Origin of the sequence: Nocardia sp. NPDC051030 (assembly GCF_040683015.1) — a bacterium.
Classification (GTDB): Bacteria; Actinomycetota; Actinomycetes; order Mycobacteriales; family Mycobacteriaceae; genus Nocardia.
Genome location: NZ_JBFBCD010000003.1, coordinates 343,058 through 360,101 on the forward strand (window position 1 = coordinate 343,058; position 17,044 = coordinate 360,101).

The window sequence follows — 17,044 nt, forward strand, 5'->3', positions numbered from 1 at the left end:
GATGGGCCTGTGCATGTCGGTGGGCCATGGCATGGTTCGAGTGTGCCGATTTCTCCCACGCCGAGCCGCGAAATGACCGTCGCTGCGGCGCGCCGCATTGCACTCGCCGCCCAGGGCTTCGCCGCCACCCGGCCGAGCGCCGCGCCCACCCGCCGCACGGTTCTGCGCGTCCTGGACAACACCCGGCTGCTGCAATTGGATTCGGTATCGGCGGTCGTGCGCGCGCACTACGCGCCCGTCTTCAGCCGGATCGGTGCATACGACCGGGATCTGCTCGACGAGATCGCCTGGGCCGACACCGCGCGTCGTCCCCGCCAGCTGATCGAGTATTGGGCACACGAGGCCGCGCTACTCCCCGTCGAGGACTGGCCCCTCATGCGTTGGCGCATGGTCGAATACCGCCACGGCCGCTGGAACGGCATGCGCCAAGTCGCGCAACGCAATCCGGCCCTCATGGACGACGTCCTCAGCGTGCTCAAGGAATTCGGCCCCAGCTCCGCAGGCGAGGTCGAACGCCACCTGGAACTGGATCGCCCTCGCGCGAAAGGGGATTGGGGCTGGAATTACAGCGACACCAAGGTGGTCTGCGAGGCCCTCTTCGCCTCCGGCGACCTGACCGTCCCCAAACGCGTCGGCTTCCAACGCTATTACGACATCACCGAGCGAGTAATCCCCGCCGACGTCCTCACCCGCCAACTCGACGAACCCGACGCCATCCGCGAACTGGTCCGCCGCGCCGCCTCCGCCCACGGCATCGCCACCGAAACCGACCTCCGCGACTACTACCGCCTCAAACGCCACCACACCGAACCCGCCATCGCGGATCTCCTCGAAACAGGTGAACTCGAACAGGTATCCGTCCAAGGCTGGGACAAACCCGCCTACCTCCACACCGAGGCCCGCACCCCCCGCCGAATCTCAGGCGCAGCCCTCCTATGCCCCTTCGACCCGTTGATCTTCTTCCGCGCCCGCACCGAACGCCTCTTCGACTTCCACTACCGCATAGAGATCTACACCCCGGAACACAAACGCGTACACGGCTATTACGTCTTCCCCTTCCTTCTCGACGGTGAACTGGTCGCCCGCGTCGACCTGCGCGCCGACCGCGCCACCGGCCGCCTCCTCGTCCCCGGCGCATTCGCCGAACCCGGCCACGATGACGCCCGCGTGGCGGCCGAACTCGCCACCGCCCTACGCGAAATGGCCAACTGGCTCGAACTCGACACGATCGAAGTGGGCGAACGAGGCGACCTGGCCATCCCCCTCGCGGCAGTACTGAAATCCCACCCTCAGCCGTAGTCTCCCCGCCCCAGGGATCCGCCAAGGATTTCGGCAACTCTAGGATTCACCCAACAAGAGTTGGGAGGCTAGGCCCGCATGCAGATCGAGGATGACCGGACGAGCCCACTCGTTCTGTGGGCGGTGGCGGCGTGGGGACTTATCGCCGCCGTCTTGTCGGCTCTCCTCTCGGCGACTCTGGTAGGAATCGCCTACCGCTTCCCCATCCCGTTCGGAGACGAGGCGAGCGGAGCCAAAGACGCTCTCAACGCGACAATGGCCTCGGTCTACTACCTGGTCATGGGCGAAGGCCTGATCCTCGCGGCCCTCGGTGCCGCCGCAGGCTACTTCATAGCCCGAGCCATCGGCCCCCACCTGATCCGCGCCCTATCCCTCACTGTCGCAGCCGCCTTCGGGCTATCCCTGTTCGGAGCCCTCATCCTGGCAACCTTCGGCTAGTCCGGCTCCCGAAGCTCAATTCGATTCCCCTCGGTGTCGAGCTCGGGTTGATGCGGTAGTGGAGGTGCACGGTTATGTCGGTGCTCGCTGGAAGACTCTGCGGTATGCGATGGGCGGTGGCGGAGACGGGGGATGGGGGTGCTTGGGTTTGTCCGCTGGGGGCGGATGGGCGGGCGGCGGGGGACGTGGTGCGTGAGAAGTCGCTTGTCGAGGCGGTGCGGTCCCGGCCGGGGGTTGAGCGGTGGGTGTGGCGGTCGACGGCGCGGGTTTATCGGGGGTTGTTGGACGCGGGGGTGCGGGTGGAGCGGTGTTATGACGTGGAGGCGGCCGAGGCGCTGCTGATCGGCCATGAGGAGGGGCAGGCGGGGCAGGCTCGGTCGTTGGCGGCGGCTTGGGCTCGGTTGCGGGGGTTGCCGGTTCCGGCGGATGCGCCGGTGCGGGCCGCGGAGACGCAGCCCTCGCTGTTCGAGTCGGGGCCGGTGCCGCTGCCTGCGGGGACGGATGAGTTCACGGCGCTGTTGGAGGTTTACGCGGGGCAGGTGGCTCGGACGGCGAAGGCGGAGTATCCGGATCGGATGCGGTTGCTGGTGGCGGCGGAGTCGGCGGGGATGCTGGTGGCCGCGGAGATGTCGCGGGCGGGGATTCCCTGGCGTGCGGACGTGCACCGGGAATTGCTCGATAGTCTTCTGGGGGAACGTATTTCGGGTGCGACGGAACCGCGGCGGATGGTGGAGCTGGCGGATGAGGTGTCGCGGGCATTCGGAGGGGTGCGGGTGCGGCCGGACCTGCCCAATGACATTGTCCGAGCCTTCACCCGCGTGGGAATCTCGTTGTCCTCCACCAGGAAATGGGAGCTGCAGGAGGTCGATCATCCTGCGGTGGCGCCACTGCTGGCCTACAAGTCGCTCTATCGCCTGTACACCGCGCACGGCTGGTCCTGGCTCGACCAGTGGGTGCACGACGGCCGCTTCCGTCCCGAATACGTGCCGGGCGGCACGGTCACCGGCCGCTGGACCGCCAATGGCGGTGGCGCACTACAGATTCCCAAGGTGATCCGCCAGGCGATCCGCGCCGACCCGGGCTGGCGTCTGGTGGTCGCCGACGCCGACCAGATGGAGCCGCGCGTCCTGGCCGCGATTTCCCGCGATCCGGGCCTGATGGAGGTAGCGGGCCGCGGCGAGGACCTCTACGCGGACCTCGCGGCCCGAGCTTTTGGAGGCGATCGCGCACAAGCCAAGATCGCGATGCTGGGTGCGATCTACGGCCAAACCTCCGGCGACGCCCTCACTCATATGGCCGAGCTCCGTCGCCGCTACCCCGCCGCCGTCGCCTACGTGGACGATGCCGCCCACGCCGGTGAGGAAGGCCGCCTCGTACGCACCTGGCTCGGCCGTACCTGCCCACCGGTCACCGCCGCCTACGACGAGTCGGATGAGGAACCAACCCATTCCAGCGGATACGGCAGCACCCCGAAGGCTCGCGCCCGAGGCCGCTTCACCCGCAACTTCGTCGTACAGGGCAGCGCCGCCGACTGGGCCCTACTGGTACTGGCGGCTCTGCGCAATGCGATGGCGCGCGCCGAGCTGCGCGCCGAGTTGGTCTTCTTCCAGCACGACGAGGTAATCGTCCACTGCCCTGCGGACGAAACCGCACTGGTCTCCGAAATGATCGCCAACGCCGCGGAGACAGCGGGCCGCCTCGCCTTCGGCACAACCCCGGTGCGATTCCCTTTCACCACAGCGGTGGTCGAGTGCTACGGCGATGCGAAGTAACGACCCGCACCCGACCCGACGCACTACCATCGGCCCCATGATGGCCAGTGACCTGGTAGGCCGATGGCAACTGACGGCATGGACCGCCACCGACGAAACCGGCGCGGTGACAACCCCCTTCGGCGAAAACCCCCAAGGCAGCCTGATCTACACCCCCGGCGGCTGGATGAGCGGTCACCTCGCCGCCACCGATCGCCACAACCTATCCACACCCAACGCCCTCGGCGGCCCCGAATCCGAACGAGCCCAAGCCTATTCGAGCTACGTCGCCTACAGCGGCGAATACCGTGTCGAGGCCGACACAGTAATCCACCTCCTACACATGAGCCTCTTCCCGAACTGGGTAGGCACCGAACAACGCCGCTTCGTAGACCTCTCGCCCACGAACCTGATCCTCCGAACACCCCCAACCCCCATAGGCTCCCGAACCCTCGTCAACAGCCTCCACTGGACCCGCGCCGAGTAGTGCCCGCGCGAGCCTCGCATTCACGCTGAAGCGATCTACCGAATCACCCTGCACGACTGACGATCCGAGCAGCGCACCCATCCGTGAGGGAGCACTGGTGGCGGGAATCCGGACGAAATTCCGCCGGGAGTGCTCCCTGATCTTGGTCGTTCGGGTTCGGCGAGTGCGTTGCGGCGGCTGCCAGGTGGTGGCAGCCGCCGCAACAGAGGCGGGGCAGGGTCAGAAGGGTCCGTCGGTCCAGGCGTTGAGGACTATGCCTTTTTTGCCGTCGCCATTGCATTCGATGGTCATGGGGATGAGGGGGCGGGGGGAGTCGCCGACTATGTAGGTGGGGGATTGGACGCCGTGGCCCACCTGGCGGGTGCCGAGGCACTCGACTACCGCTGCGTACCAGGCGTTTTCGGGGCAGAAGAAGGTTGCTGTGTCGAGGGTTCGCTCAATGTTGCAGACATTGTCCGCGTGAGAGGCCGGGGCGGCTACTACGACCAAGGCGGCGGCGCCCATGCCGAGGACGGAGCCGATCCCGAGTGAGCGGCGGTGCGGACGGTTCATCATCAATACTGCTCCCCTTGTGCGTGGACAGATCGTCCGATGACAGTTCGCGGTCCATAGTGACCTTGCATGATGCTCGGACGCGGGAATACGCGTGGATACGGCGTTGCGGCGTGGCGCGTCGGGTGCGCGGCGGTGTCTAGGCGACGGCCAGGGGCGAAGCGGCTCGCATCGGCGCACCGCACAGGATGATCACCGACTCGTGCTTGAGGTAGTCGCCGTATACGAAGATGGACCCGTCCTCGGTGTCGGCGGACGCGGGCATGGACACGGCCACCAGTGCGGCCGCGGCCAGCATCAGTGCGGAACCGATCGCGAAGGATCGGCGACGACGTCGAAGGCGGATCATGGTGCTCCCATCATTGCGCTGATCTTGACCAGTCTTCGAAGCCGCGACGGCCGCGGATGCACCCGGCGGCGTGGCGGAAACCATTCGCGGGTGTCGTGTCGCGAGGCCTGCGGGGCGGGCGCGGGAGATCTGTCGGGGCGGATCGTTAACCTGGTGGCGTGGCAGATCCCGCGACGTACCGGCCCGCGCCGGGCACCATCCCCGTCGAACCCGGCGTGTACAAGTTCCGGGACGCGCATAAGCGGGTCATCTATGTCGGCAAGGCGAAAAGCCTGCGCAGCCGGTTGAACTCGTACTTCGCCGACGTCTCGTCGCTGCATCCGCGCACCCGCCAGATGGTGACGACGGCCGCCAGCGTGGAGTGGACCGTGGTCTCCACCGAGGTGGAAGCGCTACAGCTGGAATACAACTGGATCAAGGAATTCGATCCGCGCTTCAATGTCCGCTACCGCGACGACAAGTCCTACCCGGTGCTCGCGGTCAGCCTGGACGAGGAATACCCGCGCGTCTTCGTCTACCGCGGCGCGCGCAAGAAGGGCGTCCGCTACTTCGGCCCCTACGCGCACGCCTGGGCCATTCGCGAAACCCTGGACCTGTTGCTGCGTGTCTTCCCGGTCCGCACCTGCTCGGCCGGAGTCTTCAAGCGGCACAACCAGATCGGCCGCCCCTGCCTGCTCGGCTATATCGACAAGTGCTCGGCCCCCTGCATCGACCGCGTCACCGCGGCCGAACACCGCCAGATCGTCGAGGACTTCTGCGACTTCCTCGCCGGTAAGACCGACCGCCTGGTCAAGCAGATCGAACGCCGCATGCTCGAGGCCGCCGACGACCTCGACTTCGAGCTGGCCGCCCGCCTGCGCGATGACATGCAGGCCCTCAAGCGGGCCCTGGAGAAGCAGGCCGTGGTGCTCGGCTCCGGCACCGATGCCGACGTGGTCGACTTCGCGATCGACGAACTCGAAGTCGCGGTCCAGATCTTCCACGTGCGCGACGGCCGGGTCCGCGGTCAACGCGGCTGGGTGGTCGACAAATCCGGTGACGCCCTCGACGCGAGCCGGTCAGGCCCGGAGGCGGCAGCCAGCGTAACCACGGAGGGCTCCGGCTCGCGTCGCAATGAACCCGACGCCATCGAATCCGGTGGTGAGATGGCGGCCCTGGTCGAACAGTTCCTCACGCAGTTCTATGGCGAACAGACCGCGCAGGCCAGCCAGACCGGCGAGGAACAGCCGGGGGCCGTGGTCCCGCGCGAGGTTCTGGTCCCGGCCCTGCCCAATGACGCCGAGCAGGTCCAGGAATGGCTCTCCGGCCTGCGTGGATCCGCCGTGCAACTGCGCGTCCCGCAACGCGGCGACAAGAAGGCCCTCGCCGAAACCGTGCAGCGCAATGCCAAGGAAGCCCTGCAACAGCACAAGCTCAAACGCGCCGGGGACCTCACCGCTCGCTCGGCCGCGCTCCAGGGAATTCAGGATGCCCTGGATCTGGACAGCGCCCCGCTGCGAATCGAATGTGTGGATATCTCTCATGTGCAGGGCACCGATGTGGTGGCCTCGCTCGTGGTGTTCGAGGACGGGCTGGCGCGCAAGTCCGAATACCGGCACTACACGATCAAGGAAGCCGCGGGCGACGGCCGCTCCGACGATGTCGGCAGCATCGCCGAGGTCACCCGCCGCCGCTTCGCCAAGCTACGCCGCGATATCGATGCCGCCGAGGCCGCGGATCTCGAATCCGATTCGGACCCAATGGGTTCCGGTCTACCCGGCATCGACCCGAAGACCGGCAAGCCGCGCCGCTTCGCCTACCCGCCCAACCTCTACGTGGTCGACGGCGGCCAGCCTCAGGTGAATGCCGCCGCCGAGGTCCTCGATGAACTCGGCATCACCGATGTCGCGGTGATCGGATTGGCCAAGCGCCTGGAAGAGGTCTGGGTCCCGAATGAGCCGGACCCGGTCATCATGCCGCGCACGAGCGAGTCCCTATATCTCTTGCAACGGGTACGCGATGAGGCGCACCGCTTCGCCATCACCTTCCACCGCTCCAAACGCTCACGGCGCATGACCGCCTCGGCCCTGGATGCGGTGCCAGGCCTGGGCGCGACGCGCAAAACAGCGCTGGTCACCCACTTCGGTTCGGTGGCCAAGCTGAAGGAGGCCACGGTGGAGCAGATCACCGAGGTCCCCGGAATCGGTGTAGCGACGGCGAAGGCGGTCCTGACGGCGCTGAATGCCGACCAGGGCAGCTAGCACCCCAGCGCGACACGCCGGGCGGGTATAGTGCGACACGCCGTGTGTGCAGGTCGGGAGCAACTATCACATCTGTGTCTCGCTCCCCGCGTGCGCCTGCCACGAATTACGGCATCGGTGCAGGATGATCGAGGGCAACCCCAGACACGAACCCGGTAGGACATGACGCGCGTCGAAGCCAGCAATAAAGCGGTCGAAAATAGAAGCAGCACAACGCCAGTCGAGGTTGTCATCGTCACCGGATTGTCCGGGGCCGGTCGCGGCACGGCCGCCAAGGTGCTGGAAGATCTCGGCTACTACGTCGCAGATAATCTGCCACCCGAGTTGATCGGCCGCATGGTCGATCTGGGGGAGAGCGCCGACCCGCCCATCCGCAAGCTCGCCGTGGTGATGGATGTGCGCAGCCGGTTCTTCACCGGAAATCTCTCGGCGGTCACCGAACAACTCCGGGCGGGCGGGGTCAGTACCCGAATCCTGTTCCTGGAAGCCTCCGATGACGTGCTGATCCGCCGATACGGATTCGCCCGCAGAAGGCATCCACTGCAGAGCGAAAGCGCCGATGGCACTCTCACGGCCGGTATCGCCGCCGAGCGGGAACGCCTGGCCTCGGTGAAGACGGCGGCCGATCTGGTCATCGACACCACCGAGCTATCGGTTCATCAACTTCATCGAAAGATGGAGGAGGCGTACGGCGGTGATGCGCCGACCGCCCTACAACTAACAATCCAATCGTTCGGTTTCAAGTACGGAGTACCACTGGACGCCGACATGGTGTTGGATCTGCGTTTCCTGCCCAATCCGCATTGGGTGCCAGAACTTCGCGAACAGACCGGACAGGATGCCCCGGTCAGTGAGTATGTGTTGTCGCGCCCGGGTGCACAGGACTATCTGGACACCTGCCGACACCTCATCGACCTCACGACCGAGGGCTACCGCCAAGAGGGGAAGCGATACATGACCGTGGCAGTGGGCTGCACCGGCGGTAAGCACCGCAGTGTGGCAATAGCGGAGGCATTGGGCGAACTGCTCGGCGCCGGCGCGAAGAACGGGTCGGGAGACGTCGTTCGCGTGGTCCACCGGGATCTGGGGCGAGAATGAGCGGGCGCGAGACCAATCCGGCGATCGTCGCGCTGGGTGGGGGACACGGTCTATACGCGACGCTGACCTCGATCCGGCGGCTGACCCGCAAGATCACCGCGGTCGTCACGGTCGCCGACGACGGCGGCTCCTCCGGCCGCCTACGTTCCGAGCTCGGCATGCTGCCGCCGGGTGATCTCCGAATGGCCTTGGCCGCCTTGGCCGAAGAGGCCGACGGCATCTGGGCGCGCACCCTGCAACATCGCTTCGGCGGCACCGGTGCGCTGGCCGGACATTCGGTCGGGAATCTGATTCTGGCCGGGCTCACCGAGGAATTGGGTGATCCGGTGGCCGCGCTCGACGAGGCCGGAAAGATTCTGCGGATCACAGGCCGGGTGCTGCCCATGTCGCCGATCGCGCTCACCATCGAGGCGGATGTGGCGGGCCTGGAAGGCGATCCGCGCGTGAGCCGTTGCATCCGTGGCCAAGTCGCGGTGGCGACCACGCCCGGCAAGGTGCGCCGGGTGCGCCTGATCCCGTCGGATCCGCCCGCCTGCCCGGAGGCCACCTCGGCCATCGAGCATGCCGATGTCGTTGTGCTGGGCCCGGGAAGCTGGTTCACCAGCGTGATCCCGCATGTCCTCGTGCCCGAATTGCACGAAGCTCTACTTCATACTCGGGCGCGGAAAGTGCTGGTGCTCAACCTCGCTGCGGAACCGGGCGAAACGGCCGGATTCTCCGCTGAACGGCACCTGCATGTATTGTCCCAGCACGCACCGGATTTCACGGTGGACCACGTTCTGGTCGATTCCGGTTCCGTACCCGAGGGTAGGGAACGCGAACATGTGGCAAGAGCTGCCGAACAGCTGCGAGCGCGAGTAACCTTCGCTGATGTCGCCGAGGCGGGTACGGATCGGCACCACCCCGGAAAACTTGCCGCCGCACTGGATCAGGTGATCCGGCAGCCTCGGCCGGAATTGGCAGGGCTTCGAGTCGAAGGACGGCATATGGGTCAACAGGTGCGGTCCGGGTTGGGTGGAAAGGAGCGCGTCTCGTGGCGATGACAGCCGAAGTGAAGGACGAGCTGAGCCGGCTCACCGTGTCTCAGGTGAGCTCGCGCAAGGCTGAACTGTCCGCACTACTGCGGTTCGCCGGCGGCTTGCACATCGTCGGCGGTCGCGTGATCGTCGAGGCCGAGGTGGACATGGGTTCCATCGCGCGCAGACTGCGTCGGGAAATCTTCGAGCTGTATGGATACGGCTCGGATGTGCATGTTCTCGGCGCGGGCGGACTCCGCAAAACCTCCCGGTACGTCGTAAGGGTTTCCAAGGAAGGTGAGGCGCTCGCGCGCCAAACCGGTTTGCTTGATGTGCGCGGTCGTCCGGTGCGGGGCCTACCGGCACAGGTGGTCGGCGGCAGCATCGGGGACGCCGAAGCCGCTTGGCGCGGAGCGTTTCTCGCGCACGGCTCGCTCACCGAACCGGGTCGCTCCTCCGCACTGGAGGTGAGCTGCCCCGGTCCCGAGGCCGCGCTCGCCCTGGTCGGCGCGGCCCGCCGGATGGGCATCTCGGCCAAGGCTCGGGAGGTGCGCGGCACCGATCGGGTCGTGGTGCGGGACGGCGAGGCCATAGGAGCTCTGCTCACCCGGATGGGCGCGCAGGACACCCGGCTCACGTGGGAGGAACGGCGCATGCGCCGCGAGGTCCGCGCCACGGCCAACCGCCTCGCCAATTTCGACGACGCCAACCTGCGCCGATCGGCCCGGGCCGCAGTCGCGGCGGCCGCTCGCGTGGAGCGTGCGCTGGAAATACTGGCCGACGATGTGCCTGATCATTTGGCCGCGGCGGGCAAGCTGCGCGTGCTGCACCGTCAGGCGTCACTGGAGGAACTCGGCCAGCTGGCCGAGCCGCCGATGACCAAAGACGCTGTGGCGGGCCGGATTCGGCGACTGCTCTCGATGGCCGACCGTCGCGCCAAGGAATTGGGCGTGCCGGATACCGAATCGGCCGTGACAGCGGAGTTGCTGGAAGAAGCCTGAGTAGTAGGGAACCCCCGTGCATCGAATGCCGGGGGTTCGCTGCTGTTCCGGGCGAGACCTTTTCGTGACATACCCGACTGACCAGTGACAGGGGCGTGTCGGCGATGTTTCCAGGCGACGCTAGGGTGATGGCAGCAACGGAAACGATCCGCTTGAAAGCTGAGGAGCGATAACGTGACTGTCCGGGTAGGCATCAACGGCTTCGGCCGTATCGGGCGTAACTTCTTCAGGGCGGTCGAGGCGCAGAAAGCGCTCGGCCAGACTGACATCGAAATCGTCGCGGTCAACGACCTCACCGATAACAAGACGCTGGCGACCCTGCTCAAGTACGACTCGATCCTCGGCCGCCTGCCGCAGGACGTCTCGCTCGACGGCGACGAGACCATCGTCGTCGGCGACCAGCGGCTGACCGCCCTCGCCATCAAGGAAGGCCCGGCGGCGCTGCCCTGGGGCGACCTGGGCGTGGATGTGGTCGTTGAGTCGACCGGCATCTTCACCGACGCGACCAAGGCGAAAGGCCACCTCGCGTCCGGCGCCAAGAAGGTCATCATCTCCGCGCCCGCCAAGGGCGAGGACATCACCATCGTGATGGGCGTCAACGACGACAAGTACGACGGTTCGCAGAACATCATCTCGAACGCCTCGTGCACCACCAACTGCCTCGGCCCGCTGGCCAAGGTGCTGAACGACAACTTCGGCATCGAGCGTGGTCTCATGACCACCATCCACGCGTACACCCAGGACCAGAACCTGCAGGACGCGCCGCACTCCGACCTGCGTCGTGCGCGGGCCGCGGCCCTGAACATCGTGCCGACCGGCACCGGTGCGGCCAAGGCCATCGGCCTGGTGCTGCCCGAGCTGCTGGGCAAGCTGGACGGTTACGCGCTGCGCGTTCCGGTCCCGACGGGCTCGGTCACCGACCTCACCGTGACGCTGTCCAAGTCGGCCTCGATCGAGGCGATCAATGCCGCGTACCAGGCCGCTGCCGAAGGTGCCCTCAAGGGCTACCTGAAGTACAACGTGGACCCGATCGTGTCGAGCGACATTGTCACCGACCCGCACTCCTGCATCTACGACGCGCCGCTGACCAAGGTCATCGACGATCAGGTGAAGGTTGTCGGCTGGTACGACAACGAGTGGGGCTACTCGAACCGCCTGGCCGACCTCATCGGTCTCGTCGGCAAGTCCCTGTAAACCTATGGCGATCAAGACACTCCAGGATCTGCTGAACGAGGGTGTCGAGGGTCGGGGCGTGCTCGTGCGCTCCGACCTGAACGTTCCCCTCGACAACGGCACCATCACCGACCCGGGCCGCATCATCGCGTCCGCGCCGACCATCAAGGCGCTGGCGGAAGCCGGTGCCAAGGTGATCGTCACCGCGCATCTGGGCCGCCCCAAGGGCGAGCCCGATCCGAAGCTCTCGCTGGCTCCCGTCGCCGCGCGACTGGCCGAGGAACTGGGCCGCAATGTCCAGCTCGCCGGTGATGTCGTGGGCCAGGACGCGCTCGCGCGCTCCGAGGGCCTCACCGACGGCGATGTGCTGCTGCTCGAGAACATCCGCTTCGATCCCCGCGAGACCAGCAAGGACGACGCGCAGCGCGCCAAGCTGGCCAACGCTTTGGTCGAGCTGGTGGGCGATGACGGCGCGTTCGTCTCCGACGGTTTCGGTGTCGTGCATCGCAAGCAGGCGTCGGTCTACGACATCGCCAAGGTGCTCCCGCATTACGCGGGCACTCTGGTCGCGGCCGAGACCGAGGTGCTGAAGAAGCTCACGGAGAACACCGAGCGTCCGTACGCGGTCGTGCTCGGCGGTTCCAAGGTCTCGGACAAGCTGGCGGTCATCGAGGCGCTCGCGCCGAAGGTCGACACGCTGGTCATCGGTGGCGGCATGTGCTTCACCTTCCTTGCAGCGCAGGGGCTTCCGGTCGGCGGCTCGCTGCTGCAGGAAGAAATGATCGACACCTGCAAGGGACTGCTCGACAAGTACGCGGACGTCATTCACCTGCCGATCGACATCGTGGTGGCGGACAAGTTCGCCGCCGACGCGGAGTCGAAGGTGGTGGCCGCCAACGAGATTCCGGACGGCTGGATGGGCCTGGACATCGGCCCCGAGTCGACCAAGCGTTTCGCGGCGCTGCTCACCGAGGCCAAGACGGTGTTCTGGAACGGCCCCATGGGCGTGTTCGAGTTCGCGAAGTTCGAGGCGGGTACCCGCGGTGTCGCCGAGGCGATCGCCACGGCCACCGGCAAGGGCGCGTTCACCGTGGTCGGTGGCGGCGACTCCGCTGCGGCCGTGCGTGCGCTCGGCCTGCCCGACGACGGTTTCTCGCATATCTCCACCGGCGGCGGTGCGTCGCTGGAATACCTGGAGGGCAAGGAACTTCCGGGCATCAGTGTTTTGGACGACACTGTGCTGGAGGGCCGCTGAATGGCACGAAAGCCCCTTATCGCGGGCAACTGGAAGATGAACCTCAATCACCTCGAGGCCATCGCTCTGGTGCAGAAGATCGCATTCGCCCTGCCCGAGAAGTACTTCGCCAAGGTCGATGTCACGGTGATCCCGCCGTTCGTCGACCTGCGCAGCGTGCAGACCCTGGTCGAGGGTGACCGCCTCCTGATCACCTACGGTGCCCAGGACGTGTCCACCCATGACGAGGGTGCCTATACCGGCGAGATCAGCGGTTCCATGCTGGCCAAGCTGGGTTGCACCTACGTCGTGGTCGGCCACTCGGAGCGTCGCCAGTACCACCTGGAGAACGACGCGACGGTCCTGGCAAAGACCAAGCAGGCGCTCAAGTTCGGCATCACCCCGATCGTCTGCATCGGCGAGGGCCTGGGCGTGCGCGAGGCCAAGACCCACGTCGAGTACAACCTCGAACAGCTCCGCGGCTCCCTCAAGGGCCTGACCTCCGAGGAAATCTCCAAGGTCGTCATCGCCTACGAGCCCGTCTGGGCCATCGGCACCGGCCGAGTCGCCTCGGCCGCCGACGCCCAGGAAGTCTGCGGCGCGATCCGCAAGGAACTCGCCGAACTGGCCGACCCGGAGGTCGCCGCGGGCGTTCGCGTCCTCTACGGCGGCTCGGTCAACGCCAAGAACGTCGGAGAACTGGTCGGCCAGACCGACATCGACGGCGCATTGGTCGGCGGCGCTTCGCTCAAGGGTGACGAGTTCGCCACCCTCTCCGCGATCGCCGCGGGCGGCCCACTGCCGTAACCGTTTTCACCTCGAAGGGCCGGACATCCTCGGATGTCCGGCCCTTCGTCGTTTCCGATCACTTCCGCCAGAAGAAGTGATGCACCACCCCGCTCGGGCTGGGGACCTGCTCCAGGTGGAAGCGGCCGATGAGGTCTTCGGGGTCGGTCCAACCAGTTGTTCAGTGGCGCGGGACAATCCGGACATTGGTGGCCGGATCGCGGGCGGGCGATCATGATGGCTGGTGTGGCTGGGGCATTCTTTTCGATACCGGGTTGGTTCTCGCAGGACAATCAGGATTGCGGGATCGCGATCGCCGATATGAGTGGCGACGGGGTGCGCGATGTCGTGGTGCTCATGGTCGACGATCCGATGGGGCAGAACTCCGGGAACTATCGGGTGGGGACCGGGCTGGGGGAGGACGGGTCGGTGCAGGGCTGGGGGCCTTGGCTGACCGTGCCGGACTGGTGGGGGTGGGAGAACCAAGGGGCCGGGATCGCGATCGGGGATCTGAGCGGGAATGGGCGGCCCGATCTGGTGGTGTTCCTGGTGGACAATCCGGTCGGGCAGAACCAGGGGTATTTCCGGATCGGGCGGGATTTGGCCGCCGATGGGACGGTGACCGGGGGATGGACTGCGTGGCAACAGATTCCGGACTGGTTCGGATGGGAGAACCAAGGGGCGGATATCTGTTTGACGCGGATCGACGGGCAGGACGTGCTCGTGGTGCTGACCGTCGACAATCCGCCGGGGCAGAACACCGGGCAGTTCCGATTGGCGAAGGGTATTACCGCGGATGGGGTTGTCGCGCAATGGACTCCGTGGCTGTCAGTGCCGGATTGGTGGGGGTGGGAAGGACAAGGGGCGGGGATCACCGTCGCCGACCTGGATGGGGATGGGCGGCCGGAACTGATCGTGCTCACCGTGGACAACCCCGAGGGCGTCAACGGCGGGCTCTACACGATCGGGTGGGGCTTGGATGGCACCGGGCACTGCGTGGACGGGTGGAGCCGGTGGTCGCAGGTGCCGGACTGGGGGTTCGCTGAAAATCAAGGGGCGGCAATAGCTTTGCTGCCCGGCGCGGGAGCCATGCCGGAGCTGGTCGTGTGCGCCATCGATCATCCGGAGGGCGGTAACGCGGGCTATCTCCGGGTGCTGGAGCTCGACACCGACTTGGCTCAGGCTCCGACCGAAGGGGCTTGGCGGATCCTCGATTTCGGCACCGAGATCAATCCGGTGCATGCGGCGTTGCTGCGCACGGGGGATGTGCTCTTCTTCGCCGGGTCGGGGAACGACCCGGATCGGCATGACGCGCACGAATACCGCACTCGCGTATGGCATTATCCGAATCCTGGCTTGGATGCACCCGTTACGCCGATCGACCTGTTTTGTTCGGGGCAAGCGTTCCTGCCGGACGGACGGCTGATCGCGGTCGGTGGCACCGCGCAATTCGACCCGTTCGAGGGCCTGCGGGACGCCCTGATCTTCGATCCCGACGCCCTGGTCTGGAATCGGCTGCCGGACATGACATTCGGGCGCTGGTATCCGAGCCTGGCGGCGCTGCCGGACGGGCGAATCGTGGCGGTGTCAGGTCTGGGTACCGACGGATTCCTGTCGCAGACTCCGGAACTCCTGGATCTCGCGGGTCAATCCTGGACGGAACTGCCCATACCCGGGCCAATCCCGATGTACGGCCACCTGATCCTGCTCGCGGACGGGCGAATCTTCTACTCCGGCGGCCAATACAGCGGCAACAATGGCATGCACCCGTCCATCTGGGACCCCGCCACCGGTGCGATCACCGAGGTCCAGGGCCTGACCGACCCAGGCTCACGCAATCAGTCCACCAGCGTGCTGTTGCCACCCGCACAGTCGCAAAAAGTCATGCTCATCGGCGGCGGCGGATACGACATGCACGCCCCCGCACCGGCTTTGAGCGACACGAAGATCGCGGATCTCACCGCCGCCGAACCCGTCTACCGCGATGGACCACCCTTGATGCACCCCCGCATGCACCTGAGCGCCGTGCTCCTGCCAGATCGCACCGTCCTGGTGGCAGGCGGTTCAGGCATGGAGGAAATGGGTGACGCCGCCCCGGCGCACGCCGAGATCCTCGACCCCGCCGCAGAGATGTGGATGCCCACGGCACCGCAACGCATTCCCCGCCTCTACCACTCGGTAGCCCTGCTCACACCCGATGGCAAGGTCGTCACAGCCGGATCCAACCCCGCCCGCAAGACCGAGGAACTCCGCATCGAAATCTACTGGCCGCCCTACCTCTTCCGCGGCCCGAGACCGACCCTCGACCTGTCCTCCGAATCGGTGTCGTACGCCGATACCCTCACCGTCACCACCTCGGCCACCCTGCGTGAGGCAAGCCTCATGCACCCCAGCTCATGCACCCATTCGTGCGACAACAACCAGCGCCTGATCGATCTCCCCATCACGGTCACCACACCCGACACGGCCACCCTGACCATGCCGTCCAACCCGGCCCTCGCCCCACCCGGCTGGTACCTCGTCATAGGAGTGGACACCGAGGGCGTCCCATCGATCGGGAAGTGGGTACACCTCGCGGCATGACATCGGCGGATGCCCCCGACGCCGATGGTTGCCCCGGACACCCGATGGGTGCCCGGCTACCGGCGGATGCCCATGACACCGGCGACTGCCGCGGCTACCAGCGAATAATGCCCATGACACCGGCGACTGCTTATGAGCTTGCAGCAGGGGATGCACCGGTGAATGCTCATGGCGGCCCACTGCTCCCGGAGGTTCTGCGCTCGACCGAATGCGCCGATTTTCGCCCTGCCGCCCTCTACCGTGAAGTCATGACCGCAGCGGAGTACCAGCACCTGCTCGTGAAGCGGGACGCCGACACCGTCACCATCACCATGAACCGCCCCGACCGCCGCAACGCCCTCTCGGCCGACCACCTGACCGAACTCCTGACCGCATTCCGAGCCACGGCCGAAACCGACGCCACCGGCATCGTATTAGCCGCCGCAGGCCCAGTTTTCAGCGCAGGCCACGACTTCGCCGACGTAGCCGCCCGCGACCTACTAGGCGTCCGAGACCTCCTGACCCTCTGCCTCGAGCTCATGACAACAATCCAATCCGTCCCCCAGGTAGTAATCGCCCGAGTCCACGGCCTAGCCACCGCCGCAGGCTGCCAACTAGTCGCCTCCTGCGACCTAGCCATAGCCGCCGAATCCGCAGCCTTCGCCCTCCCCGGCGGCAAGGCAGGCTGGTTCTGTCACACCCCCGCAGTCCCGGTGGCCCGCTCCATCGGCCGCAAACGCCTCATGGAACTGGCCCTCACCGGCGACCCCATAAACGCCCACACCGCAGCCGACTGGGGCCTCATCAACCGCGCAGTCCCCGACCCCGACCTGGACACGGCAGTAACCGACCTCCTATCCCGAGCAACCCGAGGCAGCCGAGCCAGCAAGGCCCTGGGCAAGGCCACCCTCTACGCCCAACTCGACCGCCCCGAACCCGACGCCTACACAATCGCCCGAGAAGTAATGGCCGCCGCCTCCCAAATCCCCGCCGCCCGTGAGGGAATGGCCGCCTTCCTCGAAAAGCGCCACCCCATCTGGCCCGACTAGCGCCCCGAA

Annotated in this window: 15 protein-coding genes; 13 read left to right on the forward strand and 2 right to left on the reverse strand. The window is 66.4% G+C overall.

The genetic code is table 11. The features are described from left to right. The first annotated feature begins 72 nt into the window (after positions 1 to 72). The 4 genes from AB0N05_RS10705 to AB0N05_RS10720 all read left to right on the forward strand — a co-directional run bounded on the left by AB0N05_RS10705 (position 73) and on the right by AB0N05_RS10720 (position 3,975). On the forward strand, positions 73 to 1,299 hold the full coding sequence (locus AB0N05_RS10705) for a crosslink repair DNA glycosylase YcaQ family protein (RefSeq protein ID WP_364692283.1): 1,227 nt from the start codon (positions 73 to 75) through the stop codon (positions 1,297 to 1,299). Positions 1,300 to 1,377: 78 nt separating this feature from the next. Continuing rightward, positions 1,378 to 1,737 carry a hypothetical protein gene (locus AB0N05_RS10710; protein ID WP_364690595.1) on the forward strand — a complete coding sequence of 120 codons (360 nt, stop codon included), beginning with the start codon at positions 1,378 to 1,380 and terminating at the stop codon, positions 1,735 to 1,737. 74 nt (positions 1,738 to 1,811) lie between these two features. Beyond that, positions 1,812 to 3,509 (forward strand): bifunctional 3'-5' exonuclease/DNA polymerase, encoded by a 1,698-nt coding sequence (locus AB0N05_RS10715; protein ID WP_364690598.1) that lies wholly within the window; start codon positions 1,812 to 1,814, stop codon positions 3,507 to 3,509. Positions 3,510 to 3,546: 37 nt separating this feature from the next. Beyond that, positions 3,547 to 3,975 carry a lipocalin-like domain-containing protein gene (locus AB0N05_RS10720; protein WP_364690601.1) on the forward strand — a complete coding sequence of 143 codons (429 nt, stop codon included), beginning with the start codon at positions 3,547 to 3,549 and terminating at the stop codon, positions 3,973 to 3,975. A gap of 219 nt (positions 3,976 to 4,194) precedes the next feature. Here the strand turns inward: AB0N05_RS10720 and AB0N05_RS10725 are convergent, their stop codons facing one another. Next, complete coding sequence (locus AB0N05_RS10725) at positions 4,195 to 4,530, reverse strand: hypothetical protein (RefSeq protein ID WP_364690603.1); 336 nt, start codon at positions 4,528 to 4,530, stop codon at positions 4,195 to 4,197. A gap of 136 nt (positions 4,531 to 4,666) precedes the next feature. Then, entirely contained in the window at positions 4,667 to 4,876 is a 210-nt protein-coding gene (locus AB0N05_RS10730) for a hypothetical protein (protein ID WP_364690606.1), read from the reverse strand. Positions 4,877 to 5,034: 158 nt separating this feature from the next. Here AB0N05_RS10730 and uvrC point away from each other — a divergent pair, with 158 nt between their 5' ends. From uvrC to AB0N05_RS10775, 9 genes are all read left to right on the forward strand, one after another. Next, entirely contained in the window at positions 5,035 to 7,116 is a 2,082-nt protein-coding gene (uvrC, locus tag AB0N05_RS10735) for an excinuclease ABC subunit UvrC (protein ID WP_364690609.1), read from the forward strand. 162 nt (positions 7,117 to 7,278) lie between these two features. Continuing rightward, positions 7,279 to 8,214 (forward strand): RNase adapter RapZ, encoded by a 936-nt coding sequence (gene rapZ, locus AB0N05_RS10740; RefSeq protein WP_364690612.1) that lies wholly within the window; start codon positions 7,279 to 7,281, stop codon positions 8,212 to 8,214. Next, a complete protein-coding gene (gene yvcK / locus AB0N05_RS10745; protein ID WP_364690615.1) occupies positions 8,211 to 9,257 on the forward strand; it encodes a uridine diphosphate-N-acetylglucosamine-binding protein YvcK in 1,047 nt (348 codons plus the stop codon). The genes rapZ and yvcK overlap by 4 nt, the downstream gene beginning before the upstream one ends. Continuing rightward, positions 9,248 to 10,231 (forward strand): DNA-binding protein WhiA, encoded by a 984-nt coding sequence (gene whiA, locus AB0N05_RS10750; RefSeq protein ID WP_364690618.1) that lies wholly within the window; start codon positions 9,248 to 9,250, stop codon positions 10,229 to 10,231. The genes yvcK and whiA overlap by 10 nt, the downstream gene beginning before the upstream one ends. Before the next feature lie 174 nt (positions 10,232 to 10,405). Next, positions 10,406 to 11,425, forward strand: coding sequence for a type I glyceraldehyde-3-phosphate dehydrogenase (gene gap, locus AB0N05_RS10755; RefSeq protein ID WP_364690621.1), 1,020 nt, complete (start codon positions 10,406 to 10,408; stop codon positions 11,423 to 11,425). A gap of 4 nt (positions 11,426 to 11,429) precedes the next feature. After that, entirely contained in the window at positions 11,430 to 12,659 is a 1,230-nt protein-coding gene (locus AB0N05_RS10760) for a phosphoglycerate kinase (protein ID WP_364690624.1), read from the forward strand. After that, entirely contained in the window at positions 12,660 to 13,445 is a 786-nt protein-coding gene (gene tpiA, locus AB0N05_RS10765) for a triose-phosphate isomerase (protein ID WP_364690627.1), read from the forward strand. A gap of 225 nt (positions 13,446 to 13,670) precedes the next feature. After that, complete coding sequence (locus AB0N05_RS10770) at positions 13,671 to 16,007, forward strand: galactose oxidase-like domain-containing protein (RefSeq protein WP_364690630.1); 2,337 nt, start codon at positions 13,671 to 13,673, stop codon at positions 16,005 to 16,007. 248 nt (positions 16,008 to 16,255) lie between these two features. Next, positions 16,256 to 17,035 (forward strand): enoyl-CoA hydratase-related protein, encoded by a 780-nt coding sequence (locus tag AB0N05_RS10775; protein ID WP_364690633.1) that lies wholly within the window; start codon positions 16,256 to 16,258, stop codon positions 17,033 to 17,035. Positions 17,036 to 17,044: the final 9 nt, after the last annotated feature.

Excerpts from the sequence above, each read along its gene's own strand:
- AB0N05_RS10705 (WP_364692283.1), top strand. The coding sequence starts at position 73 with ATGACCGTCGCTGCGGCGCGCCGCATTGCACTCGCCGCCCAGGGCTTC.
- AB0N05_RS10710 (WP_364690595.1), top strand. The coding sequence starts at position 1,378 with ATGCAGATCGAGGATGACCGGACGAGCCCACTCGTTCTGTGGGCGGTG.
- AB0N05_RS10715 (WP_364690598.1), top strand. The coding sequence starts at position 1,812 with ATGTCGGTGCTCGCTGGAAGACTCTGCGGTATGCGATGGGCGGTGGCG.
- AB0N05_RS10720 (WP_364690601.1), top strand. The coding sequence starts at position 3,547 with ATGATGGCCAGTGACCTGGTAGGCCGATGGCAACTGACGGCATGGACC.
- AB0N05_RS10725 (WP_364690603.1), bottom strand. The coding sequence starts at position 4,530 with ATGATGAACCGTCCGCACCGCCGCTCACTCGGGATCGGCTCCGTCCTC.
- AB0N05_RS10730 (WP_364690606.1), bottom strand. The coding sequence starts at position 4,876 with ATGATCCGCCTTCGACGTCGTCGCCGATCCTTCGCGATCGGTTCCGCA.
- rapZ (WP_364690612.1), top strand. The coding sequence starts at position 7,279 with ATGACGCGCGTCGAAGCCAGCAATAAAGCGGTCGAAAATAGAAGCAGC.
- yvcK (WP_364690615.1), top strand. The coding sequence starts at position 8,211 with ATGAGCGGGCGCGAGACCAATCCGGCGATCGTCGCGCTGGGTGGGGGA.
- AB0N05_RS10760 (WP_364690624.1), top strand. The coding sequence starts at position 11,430 with ATGGCGATCAAGACACTCCAGGATCTGCTGAACGAGGGTGTCGAGGGT.
- tpiA (WP_364690627.1), top strand. The coding sequence starts at position 12,660 with ATGGCACGAAAGCCCCTTATCGCGGGCAACTGGAAGATGAACCTCAAT.
- AB0N05_RS10775 (WP_364690633.1), top strand. The coding sequence starts at position 16,256 with ATGACCGCAGCGGAGTACCAGCACCTGCTCGTGAAGCGGGACGCCGAC.